This is a genomic window from Gordonia sp. (in: high G+C Gram-positive bacteria) (genome assembly GCF_049647785.1).
Taxonomy (GTDB): Bacteria; Actinomycetota; Actinomycetes; order Mycobacteriales; family Mycobacteriaceae; genus Gordonia.
This window is the reverse complement of the sequence record NZ_JBARYI010000006.1, coordinates 1-17367: the sequence shown is the minus strand read 5'-3', so window position 1 is coordinate 17367 and position 17367 is coordinate 1. Positions and strand designations below refer to the sequence as shown.

General features: G+C 64.1%; 13 protein-coding genes. All 13 read left to right on the top strand.

Annotation, left to right across the window (positions count from 1 at the left end):
- Positions 1-172 precede the first annotated feature (172 nt).
- On the top strand, positions 173-1225 hold the full coding sequence (gene pheS / locus WBA38_RS00480; protein WP_424296882.1) for a phenylalanine--tRNA ligase subunit alpha: 1053 nt from the start codon (positions 173-175) through the stop codon (positions 1223-1225).
- 48 nt (positions 1226-1273) lie between these two features.
- Positions 1274-3751, top strand: a complete 2478-nt coding sequence (gene pheT, locus WBA38_RS00475) for a phenylalanine--tRNA ligase subunit beta (protein WP_424321796.1) — start codon at positions 1274-1276, stop codon at positions 3749-3751.
- Positions 3748-4887, top strand: a complete 1140-nt coding sequence (locus tag WBA38_RS00470) for a metallophosphoesterase (protein ID WP_424321795.1) — start codon at positions 3748-3750, stop codon at positions 4885-4887. The genes pheT and WBA38_RS00470 overlap by 4 nt, the downstream gene beginning before the upstream one ends.
- A gap of 51 nt (positions 4888-4938) precedes the next feature.
- Complete coding sequence (argC, locus tag WBA38_RS00465) at positions 4939-5976, top strand: N-acetyl-gamma-glutamyl-phosphate reductase (RefSeq protein WP_424321794.1); 1038 nt, start codon at positions 4939-4941, stop codon at positions 5974-5976.
- A 119-nt stretch (positions 5977-6095) separates the two neighbouring features.
- Positions 6096-7298, top strand: coding sequence for a bifunctional glutamate N-acetyltransferase/amino-acid acetyltransferase ArgJ (argJ, locus tag WBA38_RS00460; protein ID WP_424296907.1), 1203 nt, complete (start codon positions 6096-6098; stop codon positions 7296-7298).
- Positions 7295-8242, top strand: a complete 948-nt coding sequence (gene argB, locus WBA38_RS00455; protein WP_424296890.1) for an acetylglutamate kinase — start codon at positions 7295-7297, stop codon at positions 8240-8242. Before argJ ends, argB begins: the two co-directional genes overlap by 4 nt.
- Positions 8239-9429, top strand: coding sequence for an acetylornithine transaminase (locus WBA38_RS00450; protein ID WP_424296892.1), 1191 nt, complete (start codon positions 8239-8241; stop codon positions 9427-9429). Before argB ends, WBA38_RS00450 begins: the two co-directional genes overlap by 4 nt.
- A gap of 3 nt (positions 9430-9432) precedes the next feature.
- Positions 9433-10377 carry an ornithine carbamoyltransferase gene (gene argF, locus WBA38_RS00445; protein WP_424296894.1) on the top strand — a complete coding sequence of 315 codons (945 nt, stop codon included), beginning with the start codon at positions 9433-9435 and terminating at the stop codon, positions 10375-10377.
- Positions 10374-10883, top strand: a complete 510-nt coding sequence (locus tag WBA38_RS00440; protein ID WP_424321793.1) for an arginine repressor — start codon at positions 10374-10376, stop codon at positions 10881-10883. The genes argF and WBA38_RS00440 overlap by 4 nt, the downstream gene beginning before the upstream one ends.
- Positions 10884-10943: 60 nt before the next feature.
- A complete protein-coding gene (argH, locus tag WBA38_RS00435; protein ID WP_424296897.1) occupies positions 10944-12401 on the top strand; it encodes an argininosuccinate lyase in 1458 nt (485 codons plus the stop codon).
- Between the two features lie 134 nt (positions 12402-12535).
- Positions 12536-15589, top strand: coding sequence for an AMP-binding protein (locus tag WBA38_RS00430; protein ID WP_424321792.1), 3054 nt, complete (start codon positions 12536-12538; stop codon positions 15587-15589).
- Between the two features lie 89 nt (positions 15590-15678).
- The gene (locus tag WBA38_RS00425; protein WP_424296900.1) at positions 15679-15897 is read left to right on the top strand and encodes a Trm112 family protein; all 219 of its coding nucleotides are present in this window, start codon (positions 15679-15681) and stop codon (positions 15895-15897) included.
- Positions 15898-15904: 7 nt separating this feature from the next.
- Positions 15905-17176 (top strand): tyrosine--tRNA ligase, encoded by a 1272-nt coding sequence (gene tyrS / locus WBA38_RS00420; protein WP_424296902.1) that lies wholly within the window; start codon positions 15905-15907, stop codon positions 17174-17176.
- The last annotated feature ends 191 nt before the right edge of the window (positions 17177-17367 follow it).

Here is a 17367-nt window from a genome sequence, read left to right as displayed (position 1 = left end):
GGCGACGATCACCGGCCTCGCGGGTCGGCAAACCTGGTCGCGTGCCCGGGTGGTGTGCCGTCGGCGATCCGGGTGGAGGCCGGGGAGAATTTCAGGGAAGCAATGCGATTCGACTAATCTGACAGCAAGTTCTTTTCACCGCCCAACACGGCAAATAGGAGATGCGAGCCCGGTGGCTGACGACACTGCTCCCAACGAATTCCCGACGAGCGCCGAATTGGATGCCGCTGTCGCTGACGCGATCGCCGCCTTCGAAGGTGCCACCGACCTCGAGTCGCTGGCCGCAGCGAAAACCGCCTACTTTGGTGATCGTTCGCCGATTGCCCTCGCCCGCCGCGCGCTCGGAAGTTTGCCTAAGGAAGAACGATCGGCCGCGGGCAAGCTCGTCAATGAAGTCCGTGGCAAGGTCCAGACGGCGCTGGATGCACGCACCGAAATTCTCACTGCCGAGCGTGATGCCGCAGTCCTGGTCGCCGAGTCCATCGATGTCACGTTGCCGTCTGGCCGCCGTGGACGCGGTGCCCGCCATCCCATCACGGTGATCGGCGACCAAGTTGCCGATGTCTTCGTGGGGATGGGCTGGGAGATCGCCGAAGGCCCCGAGGTCGAAACCGAACACCACAACTTCGATGCCCTGAACTTTTTGCCCGACCACCCCGCGCGGTCGATGCAAGACACGTTCTACATTGCGCCCGAAGGCTCCCGCCAGGTGCTCCGCACCCATACTTCGCCCGTCCAGGTGCGGTCGATGCTCACTCGGGACGTTCCGATTTACGTTGCTTGCCCCGGCCGGACCTTCCGGACCGACGAACTCGATGCCACGCACACCCCGGTTTTCCATCAGATCGAGGGCCTGGCTGTCGACAAGGGGCTCACCATGGCCAACCTCCGGGGCACCCTCGAAGTGCTCGCGAAGGCCTTGTTTGGCCCCGAGACGACCACCCGTATGCGGGCCAGCTATTTCCCGTTTACCGAACCGTCGGCAGAGGTCGACGTGTGGTTCCCCGGTAAGAAGGGTGGCGCGGGCTGGGTGGAGTGGGGTGGCTGCGGCATGGTCAACCCGAATGTGCTCCGATCCAGCGGCATTGACCCCGAGGTTTACACGGGATTTGCCTTCGGGATGGGATTGGAACGGACGCTGCAGTTCCGCAACGACCTGCCTGACATGCGCGACATGGTGGAAGGCGATATCCGCTTCACCCTGCCCTTCGGGCCCGCGCTCTAAACGCTAGCCCGGCCCCACAAGAATCTTCCGAAAGTAGTTGGTGAACAAGTGCGTCTCCCACAGTCCTGGCTGACCGAGGTCCTGCGCGCAGGCACTCCGGACTGGTCCGCGTCGACCGAAGAGATCGACGCGGGATTCGTCCGCGTCGGGTTCGAAATCGAAGATGTCGAGCCATTCCCCGAGATCACCGGGCCACTGGTGATTGGCCGCGTGGCCACAATCGAAGAACTCACCGAATTTAAGAAGCCCATTCGTTTCTGCCAGGTCGACGTCGGCGAAGAAGCGCCGCGCGACATTGTGTGCGGCGCCCGCAACTTCGGTGAAGGCGACCTTGTGGTGGTGGCACTGCCGGGTGCGGTGCTCCCGGGAGACTTCGCAATCGCCACGCGCAAGACCTATGGGCGGACTTCCGACGGCATGATCTGCTCGGTGAGCGAACTGGGCGTCGGTAACGACCACTCCGGGATCCTGGTCCTGACGCCGGGAACCGCAGAGCCCGGCGCGTCTGCCCACGAGGTCCTTGGCCTTGCCGACACCGCCATCGACATCAATGTGACGCCCGACCGCGGTTACGCCTTCTCGATGCGCGGCCTGGGCCGCGAGCTCGCCAGCGCCTTCGAGGCCCCGTTCGTCGACACCGGCCTGGCAAGCGCTCCGCTCGACGCGACCGCCCCGGGCGACGCCTGGCCCGTCGCCATCGACGACGACAGCAAGGCAACCCGCTACACCGCCCGCCTACTGACCGGGGTCGACGCGACTGCCTCATCGCCGTGGTGGATGGCTAAACGACTCATGGTCGCGGGGATCCGTCCCATCTCAGCGATTGTCGACATCACCAACTACGTGATGATTGAGCTCGGTCAACCGTTGCACGCCTTCGACGCCGACAAGGTTGTGGGCACCGTCCGCGTCCGTGCGGCGCAGGCGGGGGAGACTCTGGAGACCCTCGACGGTGTGACCCGCAAGCTCGATCCCGAAGATATTGTCATCGCCGATGACTCGGGCCCGATCGCGCTGGCGGGCGTGATGGGTGGCGCATCGACGGAGGTTTCCGACGCCACCACAAACGTGCTGCTGGAGTCGGCCAATTTCGACCAGGTTCGGGTTTTCCGCACCGGCAAGCGGCACAAGTTGTCGTCGGAAGCCGCCAAGCGATTCGAGCGGATGGTCGATCTCGAAATCACCGCCGTCGCCTCCGACCGCGCCGCGGCGCTCATCGCCGAGATTGCGGGCGGAGCGGTGGCAGGCCCGTTGGCTGACGTGCGCGTCGAGGGTGATTCCGCGCCCGTCATCGAGATCGCTCCCAACCTTCCGGACGAGACCGCAGGTGTCGAATACCCGGCGGGAACCACTGCCGCGCGACTGCGGGAAGTTGGTTGCACGGTTGTCGGTGACGCACCTCTGCGGGTGACGCCGCCGTCGTGGCGACCGGACCTGCGTCAGCGCGCTGATCTGGTGGAAGAAGTGCTCCGCTTGGAGGGCCTGGAGGACATTCCGGCAATCGTGCCGCGCGCGACCGGCGGCACCGGCCTCACGGCCGCGCAGCGACGTCGCCGGGCAATTGGCATCGGCTTGGCGACGGATGGATTCGTGGAAGTACTCCCGTACCCGTTTATGCCCGCTGGCGTATTCGATGACTGGGGGCTGCCGGCAAATGATCCGCGCCGCAACGCTGTGTCGGTGCTGAATCCGCTGGAGTCCGACCGCCCGCAGCTCAATACGACCCTTCTGCCCGGCATCATGGAGATGGCGGCGCGCAACATTGCCCGCGGACGTCGTGACCTGGCGTTGTACACCATCGGTCAGGTGGTACTCGGCGGCAACCAGGGGCCAACGGTGCCCGCACTCGATGTCACGCGTCGACCTACGCAGCAGGAACTGGCGGCCCTCGATGCCTCGCTGCCGGATCAGCCGCTGCATGTCGGTGTCCTGTTGACGGGCCTGCGTGAACCGGCTGGTGCGCTAGGTGCCGGTCGTCCGGCCGACGCTTACGACGCGTTCGAGGCGGCCCGCCAAATTGGGCGTGCGGCCGACGTGGAGATTTCGCTGGTGTCCGACGATCACCTCCCGTGGCATCCGGGCCGCTGTGCACGCCTCGAAGTTGACGGCACCGTGGTTGGCTACGCGGGCGAACTGCATCCGGCAGTGCTTGAACGGATGGGACTACCTGCCCGACTGTGCGCGGTCGAGATCAACATCGACGCGTTGCCGTTGCAAGAGAATCTGGCATCGCCGCGAGTCTCGCCGTTCCCGGCCGTCCTTCAGGACGTGAACGTTGTGGTCGCGGAAACTGTTGCGGCGCAAGACGTGCAAGACGCACTGGTGGCTGGCGCAGGTGACCTCCTCGAGTCAATCGCGCTATTCGACGTTTTCAGCGGGGAACAGGTTGGCGAAGGAAACAAATCGTTGACCTTCGCGTTGACCTTCCGCGCAGCCGATCGAACGCTCACCGAGGACGAAGGCTCCGAGGCCAAGATGGCGGCCGTGGCTCATGCTGCTGAGGCGGTCGGGGCGCGACTGCGTTGATTCGCGTTCTCTTTACCGCGGTCGCGGGCGTCCTCGTTTTTACGTGGCTGCACCGTCGATTAATCCGGCTGCCCGGACTGACGGGTCGTTGGGCGGTCGCCGCCGACGTCATATTGGCGGCCCTGACGGCGACCACCGTGGCGGCATTCGCGGTTGGCGGACCGCTCGACCCATCGTGGGCTCGGCCGCTTGGCTTCCTTGGCTTCACCTGGGCGGCCGTCATCTATTACCTGATGCTTGGCACCCTGCTGATCGCCGTGGCGCGATTGATCGCACGGGGCATCGCTCGGTTGCGTGGGAAGAACGCGGGTCGCGACGTCGGCATCCGCACGACGGCGGTCGCGACGGCAGTCGTGGTTGTCGGATCTCTTGCCGCTGTGGGATACGGCCTTGTCGAGGCCTCGTCGCCGCGAATCGTCACGGAGACGGCAACAATCAAGAATCTGCCCGCCGGGTTCGACGGCGCGAAGGTGGCCCTGGTGACCGACGTGCATGCGGGACCGGCGCGTGGCGCGGACTTTGTGCGTCAGGTTGTCGACAAGGTGAACGCGCAGAACCCCGACCTGGTGATCCTTGGCGGCGACCTCACCGATGGCACCGTGGCGCACGTGGGGCCCGATTTGTTGCCGCTCAAGGAGCTGCGGGCACCGTTGGGTGTCTACGCCGTGAGCGGCAATCACGAGTATTACGTCGTCGACGGTGGGTCGTGGCTCGATTTCTGGGAGACGCTCGGGATCAAGACACTCCGAAACCAGCGGGTGGAATTGCACCGCGGCGGAGGGGTTATCGACCTGGCTGGCGTGTACGACAAGACGGCTCCGGAACCGCAGGCTCCGGACTACGGGAAGGCCTTGGGCGATCGCGTCGCCGACCGGCCGGTGATCTTTGTGGCGCACCAGCCGAGCCAGGCATTCGAAGCCGCCAAGTACGGTGCTGATCTGCAGTTGTCCGGGCACACCCATGATGGACAGATGTGGCCCAACACGTACATCGTGGCGCTGGAAGAACCGGTAACCGCCGGGTGGGGCAATGTTGATGGCGTGCCGATCTACGTGACCCGGGGGACCGGGGCCTGGGGGCCACCGGTGCGCGTTCTAGCGCCGCCGGAAATCACGATCCTTACCCTGCGGCCGTAACCCCGTAAATATTTGGCTGCATTAAATTCCGCGATCGTGCATAATAATCGTATGAGTATCAAGGTGGCAGTAGCCGGCGCGAGCGGTTACGCGGGCGGCGAGATCCTTCGACTGCTGTGCGGTCATCCGCGCCTGACGTCCGGTGAACTGGAGATCGGTGCACTGACCGCGGGCGGCAACGCGGGCACTCGACTCATCGAGCATCACAAGAATTTGTTCCCGCTGGCCGATCGCATCCTTGAGGAGACGACACCGGAAGTCCTCGCCGGACATGACGTGGTCTTCCTCGGGTTGCCGCACGGGCAGTCGGCCGCCATCGCGAATACTCTGTCGCCGAGCACGTTGATCGTCGACTGCGGTGCTGACTTCCGGCTCGAAGACTCCAGTGAATGGGCGGCGTACTACGGAGGTACGCATGCCGGTACCTGGCCCTACGGAATGCCCGAGCTCCCCGGGAACCGGGAAAAGCTTGAAGGCGCCAGCCGAATCGCGGTACCCGGCTGCTACCCAACGGTCTCGATCTTGACCCTGCTGCCTGCACTGGCTTCGGGCCTCGTCGAACCGTCGGTCAACGTGGTCGCAATGTCCGGCACTTCCGGTGCCGGCCGCTCCCCGAAGGTCAACCTGCTGGCCGCCGAAGTGATTGGGTCGGTTCGGGCCTACGGCGTCGGCGGAATGCATCGGCATACGCCGGAAATCACCCAGGCGCTCTCCGCTGCGGCGGCTATGCCGGTCACCGTCTCCTTTACTCCGGTCCTGGTGCCGACCACTCGAGGCATCCTCGCAACGTGCTCGGCCAAGACCAGCGCGTCCATTGACGAAATTCGGGCGGTGTACGAAAAGGCCTACGCGAACGAACCGTTTGTGAACCTGCTCCCGTTGGGAGAGTTCCCAGAGACCGGTTCCGTGATTGGCACCAACATGGTGTCCATCGGCATATCGGTTGACGAACGCTCCGGCACCTTTGTGGCCGTGGGTGTGGTCGACAACCTCACCAAGGGCACCGGCGGCGCCGCCGTTCAGTCGATGAACCTCGCCCTCGGTTGGGGCGAACTTGAAGGCCTGCCGATGGTGGGCGTGGCCCCGTGACACGTGACCCAGCAAGTACCGACCCAACCAGTAGTAAGCCTTCGGACCTCATCGCAAAGGACCAGACAACCGTGACCGAATCTGTTCCCACCAACCATCAGGGCGACGACCTCGAGCGGCTGATTGGTTCGCGCATGACACGCAAGCAGGGAGTAACCGCGCCCCTCGGCTTCCGGGCGGCCGGACTGGCTGCGGGTATCAAAGCTAATGGCAACCCCGACCTCGCCTTGGTCTTCAACGAAGGCCCCGACCTGGGTGCCGCGGGGGTATTCACCCGCAATCAGGTCAAAGCCGCGCCTGTCCTTTGGACGCAACAGGTCATCCAAAGTCGGGCCCTGCGCGCGGTGATCCTCAATTCGGGCGGCGCGAATGCGTGCACCGGTCCGGAAGGCTTCCAGGATTCGCACGCCACCGCCGAGGCGGTCGCGACAGACCTGTCGAATTGGGGTACCGAAACCGGCGCCGTCGAGGTTGCTGTCTGCTCCACCGGCCTGATTGGTGAACGCCTACCGATGGACAAGGTGCGGGCCGGCGTCACTGAGATCGTCCACGAGATGGCTGGCGGAATTGAAGGTGGCACCGACGCGGCCTACGCGATCATGACCACCGACACCATCCCCAAGCAGGTGGCGTTGCACCATACGGGCGGCTGGAACGTCGGCGGGATGGCCAAGGGTGCAGGCATGATGGCACCGTCGCTCGCGACGATGCTGGTGGTGCTCACCACCGACGCCAAAGTGAGCGCGGAAGCGCTCGATACCGCGCTGCGTCGTGCGACCGCACGTACCTTCGACCGCCTCGACATCGATGGGTCCATCTCAACTAACGACACCGTATTGCTCATGTCGTCAGGTGCCAGCCAGATTGAGGTACCGCAGGAAGAGCTCGACGCCGCGGTGTTTGCTGTCTGTGACGATCTCGCTGGGCAATTGCAGAGCGACGCCGAAGGCGTCACCAAGCGAATCGAGATCACCATTACCGGGGCGGTGACCGAAGACGATGCGCTGGAGATCGCGCGGGGCGTCGGCCGGGACTCCCTGGTCAAGACGGCACTGTTCGGATCCGACCCCAACTGGGGCCGAGTCCTCGCCGCTATCGGTGCCTCGCGCGTCCGGATCAATCCGGACTTGATCACCGTGTCGTTCAACGGATCGCCGATCGCCAAGAACGGCACCGGTGTCCCCGGGGCGCGCGACGTGGACCTGTCGGGCGATCGCATCGAGGTCGTTGCCGACCTTGGTCTCGGGGAAGCACAGGCCACCATCCGGACCACCGACCTGTCGCACGCCTACGTCGAAGAGAACTCGGCGTACTCGTCATGACCGACCTGAATCCGCTGGAAAAAGCGGGAATCATCGCCGAATCGCTGCCCGCCCTGCAGGCTTTGCACGGCAAACGAGTCGTCATCAAGTACGGCGGCAACGCCATGGTCGACGACGAACTCAAGAAGGCCTTCGCCGCCGACATGGCACTCCTGCGTGCCTGTGGCATCCATCCGGTGGTCGTCCATGGGGGCGGACCCCAGATTTCGGCGATGCTCGGCAAGTTGGGCCTGGAGGGGGAGTTCCGCGGCGGTTTCCGCGTGACCACGCCCGAAGTTATGGACGTGGTCCGCATGGTGCTGTTCGGTCAGGTGGGACGAGAACTCGTCGGCCTGATTAACGCGCACGGGCCCTACGCGGTCGGTATCACCGGCGAAGACGCCCACTTGCTGACCGCCACCCGGCGGACCGTCCTCGTCGATGGGCAGCCCACCGACATCGGTCTGGTTGGCGACATTTCCGAGGTCAACACCTCGGCCATCGACGATCTCATCGCCGCTGGCCGAATCCCCGTCGTTTCGACCATTGCACCCGACGTGGCGGGCCAAGTTCACAACATCAATGCCGACACTGCGGCCGGCGCTGTCGCCGGAGCACTCGGTGCTGAACACCTGGTGATGCTCACCGATGTCGAAGGTCTCTACACCGACTGGCCCGATCGAAGCTCACTGGTTTCAACCATCACCGCCAACGAGACCGAAGCACTGCTCCCGAGCCTCGACGCGGGGATGGTGCCGAAGATGGAAGCGTGCATGCGTGCGGTCCGCGACGGTGTCGGTGCCGCTCATGTGATCGACGGTCGAGTCCCGCACTCGGTGCTCGCCGCGCTGCTCACCGCATCCACGTCCGGTACGACCGTCGTCGATGACGAACCCGGCGGCGCAGAAGGTCAGCAAGCAGAAGTTCATCACTCAGTTCACCAATCATCGGGAAGGCAGTCATGACTGCACCCTTGCAGCAGCGGTGGTCCGCTGCACTCATGAACAACTATGGAACCCCCGGAATTGCGCTGGTTCGCGGTAACGGCGCAATGGTCTACGACGCTGACGGGCGCGAATACCTAGACCTGCTCGGGGGGATCGCGGTCAATGCTCTCGGCCACGCCAACCCGGCCATCGTTGAGGCCGTCACGGCGCAGTTGTCGACCCTCGGGCATGTCTCGAACCTGTACATTTCGCCGCCCGTCGTGGAACTGGCCGAGCGTCTTCTCGCCGCCTTCGGGCACGACGGTCGCGTCTTTTTGTGCAACTCGGGCACCGAAGCCAACGAGGCGGCGTTCAAGCTCGCCCGCCGGACCGGTCGGCCACAGATCATTGCGACCGAAGGCGGATTCCACGGTCGCACCATGGGATCGCTTGCGATGACTGGGCAACCGGGCAAGCGTGCGCCATTTGAGCCGATGCCCGCCGGAGTCGACTTTGTTCCCTTCGGCGACATCGCTGCCCTCGAGGCCGCCGTCACCGGGCAGACGGCCGCCGTTATCCTCGAACCCATTCAAGGGGAGCGGGGCGTCGTCGTTCCACCGCCGGAATACCTGGCCGAGGCACGTCGAATTACCGCGGAGCACGGTGCGTTACTGATCCTCGACGAGGTGCAGACCGGTATCGGCCGCACCGGTTGGATGTTCGCGCACCAGCGGGCTGGGATCGTGCCTGATGTCATGACCCTCGCCAAGGGACTCGGCGGTGGCATGCCGATCGGGGCGTGCATCGCCACCGGTCCGGCCGCAGACCTGTTTGGACCCGGCGATCACGGCACCACATTCGGCGGCAACCCCGCGTGTGCGGCCGCCGCCCTCGCTGTCCTGAAGTACATCGACGAGCAGGATCTGCTGGCACACGTCGATCAGGTGGGTAAAACGATCGCCGACGGTATCGAAGCGCTCGGGCATCCGCAGGTCGCAGGGGTCCGAGGCGAGGGCCTGCTGCTGGGCATCGTGCTGAACTCCGATATCTCCGGTGCTGCAGAGAAGGCCGCCCGCACTGCCGGCTACCTAATTAATGCACCCGCACCCAACGTGCTCCGGATTGCGCCGCCGCTGATCCTGACCGAAGAACAAGGCGCGCAATTTGTCGCCGACCTGCCCGCCATCCTGGATGCGGCCACCGACGAACAGACCGGAAAGGCCTGAATCATGACTGCACCTACCGCTGGCACCGTTCGGCACTTTCTGCGCGACGATGACCTGACCCCCGCCGAGCAGGCCGAGGTCCTCGCGCTCGCCGCCGAGATGAAGCGTGATCGGTTCGCGTTCCGTCCCCTGGAGGGCCCGCGCGCCGTCGGCGTCATCTTCGACAAGAACTCGACGCGCACTCGCTTCTCGTTTGAGGTCGGCATCAGCCAACTCGGTGGCCACGCAGTCGTGGTCGACGGTGCCAACACTCAGATGGGTCGCGACGAATCGTTTGCCGACACTGGCCGCGTGCTGTCGCGGTTTGTCGATGCCATCGTGTGGCGCACATTCGGCCAAGACCGATTGGAAGCTGTCGCCGAATACGCGACCGTTCCCGTGGTCAACGCGTTGTCGGACACCTTCCACCCCTGCCAGATCCTGGCTGATCTGCAGACCATCATCGAACGCAAGGGGAGTGCCGCAGGCCTCACCATGACGTACTTCGGCGATGCCGCTAACAATATGGCGCACTCGCTGATGCTCGGTGGCGTTACCGCGGGTATGCACGTTCGGGTCAGCGGTCCCAGCGACTTCCAACCGGATCCGGCCGTGGTCGAGGCAAGTAACCGTCGCGCCGCAGAAACCGGTGGCAGCGTCGAACTCATCACTGACCCGATCGCTGCCGCGACGGGCGCTGACGTCCTCGTCACCGACACCTGGGTGTCGATGGGCCAGGAGGAAGACGGACTCGACCGGGTCGGACCGTTCCGGCCGTACCAGATCAACACCGAACTCCTCGCCCACGCTGCCGACGATGCGATTGTGCTGCACTGCCTCCCCGCCCACCGGGGTGAGGAAATTACCGATGAGGTGATCGATGGTCCGGCAAGCGTCGTCTTTGACGAAGCGGAAAACCGGTTGCACGCGCAAAAGGCGCTGCTTGCGTGGCTCATGGACCGACCGTGACCGCTCCCAACTCGGAACGCGAACCCGAACGCCTCGCGGCAACGCGTGCGGGTAGGCATTCGCGCATCGTCGAAATCCTGGCCGCCGAAACCATTCGGAGCCAGGTAGAACTGCAGCAACGGCTGGCGCAGATCGGTATCGACGCCACCCAGGCCACGATCTCGCGAGACCTCGAAGAACTCGGTGCCGTGAAGTTACGCGCCGCCGACGGTGGGGTAGGCGTGTACGTGGTGCCGGAAGACGGCAGCCCCATGCTTGGCGTGTCAGGCGGCACCGACCGAGTGGCACGCCTCGTGTCCGAACTGCTCGTATCAACGGACTCTTCGGGCGACGTCGCCGTTCTGCGCACCCCGCCCGGGGCCGCCGGATACCTCGCCAGCGCCCTGGATCGGGCACGACTGCCCGGGGTCGTTGGCACAATCGCAGGCGACGACACCATCTTCGTCTTGGCGAGGCGACCGCTGTCCGGTGCCGACCTTGCTGCCAGAATTGAAGGACTGGTCTAACCCAGGCCCTGCGTTAACTTACCGACCCCACCCGCGAACTCATGAGGAGCACGTGCCGACATGGCGACTGCCGAGAACAACAACGCACCAGCGACCGGAAACGATCACGAGGGCACCAATGAGGGCGCACTGTGGGGCGGACGATTCGCTGACGGTCCCGCTGCGGCGATGGCCGCGTTGAGCAAGTCGACGCACTTCGACTGGGCGCTGGCACCCTACGACGTTCAGGCATCCAAGGCACATGCCCGAGTTCTTGCCAAAGCCGGTTTGCTCACCGAATCCGATGCCGCGGCGATGCAGGTGGGATTGGATCAACTCGCCGCCGACGTTGCCGACGGCACCTTTGGTCCCGCAGAGTCGGACGAGGACGTCCACGGTGCGCTCGAACGCGGCCTGATTGAGCGAGTCGGTGCCGAACTCGGAGGCCGCCTCCGTGCGGGCCGCTCGCGCAACGACCAGGTCGCAACGCTATTCCGCATGTGGCTGCGCGATGCGATGAGCCGGGTTGGTCTCGGAGTGCTCGATCTCGCCGAGGCCCTCGTGAACCAGGCTGCGGCAAATCCCGGCGTCGTGATGCCGGGCAAGACGCACCTGCAAGCCGCGCAACCAGTGCTACTGGGCCACACCCTGCTCGCCCACGCACAGCCATTGCTCCGCGACGTCGCTCGACTCGTCGACGCAGATCGTCGCGTCGCCGTCTCGCCGTACGGTTCCGGCGCGCTCGCTGGTTCGTCGTTGGGCCTCGACCCCGCAGCCATCGCCGCCGACCTCGGATTCGACAGTGCCGCGGACAACTCCATTGACGCCACCTCCTCGCGCGACTTTGCCGCCGAAGCCGCGTTCGTCTTCGCGATGACCGCCGTCGACATGTCCCGACTCGGGGAGGACGTCATTCTGTGGAGCACCCCGGAGTTCGGATACGTCACCCTCGCTGATGCATGGTCGACGGGGAGTTCGATCATGCCGCAGAAAAAGAACCCCGATGTCGCGGAACTGGCGCGCGGAAAAGCCGGGCGGATCATCGGTAACCTGACCGGGCTGCTTGCCACGCTGAAGGCGCAACCGCTCGCGTACAACCGCGATCTGCAGGAAGACAAAGAACCGGTCTTCGATTCGGTGGCCCAACTGGAACTGCTGCTCCCCGCCATGGCCGGTCTCGTCGCCACCCTGACCTTCCACCCGGAACGGATGGCCGAACTCGCACCCGCTGGTTTCACCCTGGCTACCGATATTGCCGAGTGGCTGGTCCGACAGGGGGTTCCGTTCCGAGTGGCACACGAGGTCGCCGGGGCCAGCGTCCGCGAAGCCGAACTGCGCGGGGTCGGACTCGATGAACTCGACGACGAAACCATGGCCGCGATCAACCCAGCACTGACACCAGCGGTCCGGGAAGTGCTGACCGTCACCGGTTCCATTGAATCCCGCAATGCCCTCGGTGGCACCGCATCAGTACAGGTGGAAAGGCAGATTACGGTCGCTGCGGCCAAGATCGCCGAACTGCGTGCGGCACTGACCTAGCAAACTCTGCTGGCCGGGTGATGCACATGCGGTCCGCATGCACATGTCGACTGTGTCACTAGTAAACTCACGGCGTGCTCGCGAGCGCTGAATCTCGGCGAACGGGGCAACCGGAAGTGGTGAGGGGAAAAACCGTGGCGAGACTTCTGCCAGATGTGGGTGGAACCGTTGGTCGGATCGTGGCGACCGCACAGAACGGACTGGAAGTCATCCGGATGGGTGGCCTGGATACCGGGACTGAACCGACGCCGTACCAGGTTGTCGAGACCGAAAAAATGTACCGGCTGCGACGCTACTTCCCGGCCGACACCGGGGAGGGTTACGCCCACGTTGTGCTGGTCCCGCCGATGATGGTGTCGGCCAATGTCTACGACGTCGGGCCAGAGAACGGCGCAGCATCCGTGCTGTACCGGCACAAGGTGATTCCGTGGGTGGTCGACTTCGGCTCGCCGGACCACGAAGAGGGCGGCATGGAGCGCACCCTCACCGACCACGTTGTCGCCATCAGTCGAGTCATTGATCTCGTCCGGCGCGTCACCGGACAGGACGTCCACCTCGGCGGATATTCGCAGGGTGGCATGTTCGCCTACCAAACGGCCGCCTACCGGCGATCCAAGGGCATCGCCAGCGTGATCACCTTTGGCAGTCCGGTCGATATCCTCGCCGCACTGCCACTCGGCCTGCCGGCGCAACTAGCCGTTCCCGGAGCCGAATTTGTCGCCGACAATGTTTTCAACCGTCTCTGGATTCCCAGCTGGTTGGCGCGGGCGGGATTCCAGCTTGTTGACCCCGTCAAGACCGTGCGAAGCCGCATCGACTTTCTCCGCAAACTTCACGACCGAGATGCTCTTCTCCCGAGAGAAGACCAGCGTCGCTTCATCGAGCAGGAAGGCTGGGTGGCCTGGTCGGGCCCGGCCGTGGCTGAACTCTTGCGTCAGTTCGTCGTCCACAACCGCATGATGTCCGGCGGTTTTGTCATCGACGGGGACGTTGTCTCGATGACGGAGATCACCTCGCCGATCCTGGCCTTCGTCGGCGAAACTGACGACATCGGTCAACCGCTTGCCGTGCGCGGCATCGTGCGGGCGGCGCCCGACGCCGAAGTCTATGAGTCAGATCTGCCCGTCGGACACTTCGGCTTGGTCGTCGGTTCGAAGGCCGGCCAGATCACGTGGCCGACGGTCGGCGAATGGATCCAATGGCAAGAAGGCAACGGCGACCGCCCTGCGGCCATCGATCGGATGCGTCCCACCGCACCAAGTGAGCGCGGAACCGGTATTAGCTGGGCCAATCGTCTGACCTACGGTGTTGGTCAGGTGGCCGGGGTGGGAAATACCGTCTCGAAGGAACTTGTCGGTGCCGTCAGTGGGCTCCAGCGAACAACGAAGGCAGTGGCGACCGAATCGGTCCGTACTGTCCCACGACTTTTCCGCCTGGGGCAGATTGAACCGTCCACGCGGGTCTCTCTCGGCAAATTGATGAGCGAGAACGCTAAGCGCACACCGAACGAGGAAGCCTTTCTCTTTGAGGATCGAGTCCTGACCCACGCCCAGGTCAATACTCGGATCAACAATGTGGTGGCCGGCCTCATCGAATGCGGTATTCGTCCGGGCGTCCATGTCGGGATGATGATGGATCCCCGGCCGTCGGCCCTCGTGACCGTCGCGGCGCTGTCACGACTCGGTGCGGTCGCAGTGCTTCTGCCGTCGTGGGATGAACTTCCCGAGCTCCTCGCGCTCGCCGAGACAAAAGTCATCGTCACCGACCCGGTGCACTTGGATCGTGCCGCAACCGCGTGCGATCGAGTCTTGGTCCTCGGCGGTGGCAGCAGTGATGCCCGCGCTATCGAACGCGCCGACGGCGAACGCATCGTCGATATGGAGAAGATCGACCCCGAACGCGTCCGCATGCCGTCGTGGTATCGGCCCGATCCAGGCCTCGCCGGCGACCTCGCTTTCATTCTCTTCACCGAAACCCAGGGTCGCGTGAACCGGTGGTCGATCACGAACCACCGATTCGCCATGTCGGCCTTCGGTGCCGCTGCGGCAGCGGGTCTGTCCAGCCGCGACACGGTCTACTGCCTTCCGCCACTCCACCACGCATCGGGCCTGCTGACCACCCTCGGTGCCACCGCCGCCGGCCGCTCACGCATTGCCCTTTCGACAGGAGTCGATCCGGAACGGTTCAGCCGTGAGGTGCGACGCTATGGCGTCACCGTGGTTTCGTACACCTGGAATATGTTGAGCGACATCCTCGACGACCCGAAGTTCGACGCCAGCCAGCTCGGTTCCGTCCGGCTCTTCATGGGTTCGGGCCTGACCACGGGGTTGTGGAAGCGCATTCGGGAACAACTCCCGAAGGCTCGCGTTCTCGAATTCTTCGCCACCGCCGATGGTTCAGCGATTCTCGCCAACGTCGAAGACAACAAGATTGGATCGATGGGCGTCGCTCTCCCGGAAACCAATCCGGTGCGGATCGCCGCTTACGACCCGGTCACCGAACGACTGGAGATCGACCGCGAAACCGGGTACATCAGGGAGACCGGTCCTGGCGAAATCGGCATGATGGTCGCGCATGCTGGCCAGCGGTTCGAAGCCTCGGGCCTGGTCCTCCGAGACGTCTTCCGCCCGCGCGACCGATGGGAAGTTGCCGGGAGCCTGTTCCACGCCGACAGCGAGGGGGACCTTTGGTATGTCGGTTCAGCGCAAGGCGTTGTACAGAGCGCTGCCGGCCCGGTCTTCACCGTCCCGATGCAGCAGGCACTGTCGCAGATCAACGGCGTCAAGGCTGTCGGCGTCTATTCGGTGGGGGAGTCGGGACAGCAACTCGCAGTGGCAGTAGTGCAGCTGTCGCATGGATTCACCTCGCTGACTCCGACCCAGATTCGCGTTGCCCTTGGCGAACTTCCCGCCGAACAGCGTCCGCACCTGGTCCGAATTGTTGACGAGATCCCGCTTTCCGAATCGTTCCGGCCGCTCACGCGGTCGTTCGCGGCGAAGGGGATGCCGAAGCCGGGTGCCAAAATCTGGTACCGCGACCCCGACGGTCGGTACCGCCGGTTCACCGCGACGGCAGCATCGTCAGTCGATCTTCACCAGATCCCGAATGCCATCGGCGGGGGCACCACAGATGAGGACGTTGCCGACGGGGACGTTGCTCGCGACGACCTTGATGTGATCGCCGAGTAGCCTTAGATCCGTTAATCGCCGCGTCCCCTCGCCAGGCAATTCCTCCTGCGGGCGAGCGCGGCCCGACCGAGACAACGAAGTGGGAGCTGATGGCAACACGTGCCGAGGGCATCGATCCGGTGGTCCGAGACCGACTGGTGTGCCCCCAGGATCTGGGCGAATTGATCAATGCGGGCGATGAGCTCTACAACCCGCGGCTCCGAGTCGCCTATGCCATCGACGAGCATGGCATCCCAAACATGCTGATCGACGATGCGCGTGCAGTCTCCGACGACGAGCACGCGCGCTTTACGGCAAAGGACGCGTGAGTCGGAGTTGGAAAACAACATCATCGATGAACTGGCTTGGCGCGGCCTCATCGGCCAGACCACTGACGAAGCCTCGCTCCGGGAAGCGCTGGAATCGCCAATTTCGCTGTACGCCGGATTCGATCCGACGGCGTCGAGCCTGCACGCCGGTCATCTGGTTCCGTTGTTGACCCTGCGTCGCTTCCAGCAGGCAGGTCACCGTCCGGTGGTCTTGTCGGGTGGAGCGACCGGGCTCATCGGTGACCCCCGCGATGTCGGTGAGCGCACCATGAATTCCACCGATACCGTCTCGGAGTGGGCGGACAAGATCGTTGGGCAATTGGAACGCTTCGTCACCATCGACGATTCGGCCAATGGAGCCGTCCTCGTCAACAACAACGAGTGGACCGGGCCGATGACGGCAATCGAGTTCTTGCGCGATGTGGGCAAGCACTTCTCGGTCAACGTGATGCTCGCTCGCGAAACGGTGAAGCGTCGCCTCGAGTCCGACGGCATCAGTTACACCGAGTTCAGCTACCTCCTGTTGCAGTCCAATGACTACCTGCAGTTGTTCCGCAAGTACGGATGCGTTCTGCAGATCGGTGGGTCTGATCAGTGGGGCAACATCCTCGGCGGCGTTGACCTCATCCGCAAGGTCGAGTCGGGGAGCGCGCATGCGCTCACCGTCCCGCTCGTCACCTCAGCCGACGGCAAAAAGTTCGGTAAGTCGACCGGTGGTGGCAGTGTCTGGCTCGATCCCGAGCTCACCAGTCCCTACGCCTGGTACCAGTACTTCGTGAACACGGCCGACGCCGATGTCGTGAAGTTCCTGAAGTGGTTCACCTTCCTCTCGCGTGAAGAGATCGACGAACTCGAACAGCTCACCGAGGAGAAGCCTCACCTTCGGACCGCGCAGAAGCGGTTGGCTGCCGAACTCACCACGCTGATTCACGGAGCTGACCAGACTGCGGCTGCCGAACTGGCCGCACAGGCATTGTTCGGTCGCGCGGAACTGGCGGGACTCGATGAGGGCACGTTGGCCGCGGCGCTGTCGGAAACCGGCGTCGCCGAATTCGAGGCCGGCACCACACCGACGATCGTCGACCTGCTTGTGGCGTCCGGTCTTGCGACTGGCAACAAGGCGGCACGCCGATCGATCGACGAGGGTGGTGCTTACGTCAACAACGTGAAGGTGACCGATCCCGAGTGGCAGCCGGCCGACACCGACCTGTTGTTCGGCAAGTGGCTGGTACTCCGAAGGGGCAAGAAGACCTTCGCCGGCGCGAAGATCGGGTCCTAAACCGCAGGGATATCCGGTCGATCTCGCTCTGACCTGGCGATTTGGTACTCCGCTCAAAGGGTGTGTAACTTATTCCAGGTCGGAGCGAGTCGTTCCGGCCAGCGAAATTCCTTCGAGGCTAGCGGGTTTGCACCGGCTGGTGGGTGTCGGATAGAGTAGCAATCCTGCGCTTGAGCGCGTTCTTGTTTCTT

What these genes read in the sequence shown, in the direction of transcription:
- argC (WP_424321794.1), top strand. Translation starts at nt 4,939, where the DNA reads ATGAGTATCAAGGTGGCAGTAGCCGGCGCGAGCGGTTACGCGGGCGGC.
- argH (WP_424296897.1), top strand. Translation starts at nt 10,944, where the DNA reads ATGGCGACTGCCGAGAACAACAACGCACCAGCGACCGGAAACGATCAC.
- argB (WP_424296890.1), top strand. Translation starts at nt 7,295, where the DNA reads ATGACCGACCTGAATCCGCTGGAAAAAGCGGGAATCATCGCCGAATCG.
- WBA38_RS00450 (WP_424296892.1), top strand. Translation starts at nt 8,239, where the DNA reads ATGACTGCACCCTTGCAGCAGCGGTGGTCCGCTGCACTCATGAACAAC.
- WBA38_RS00425 (WP_424296900.1), top strand. Translation starts at nt 15,679, where the DNA reads ATGGCAACACGTGCCGAGGGCATCGATCCGGTGGTCCGAGACCGACTG.
- argF (WP_424296894.1), top strand. Translation starts at nt 9,433, where the DNA reads ATGACTGCACCTACCGCTGGCACCGTTCGGCACTTTCTGCGCGACGAT.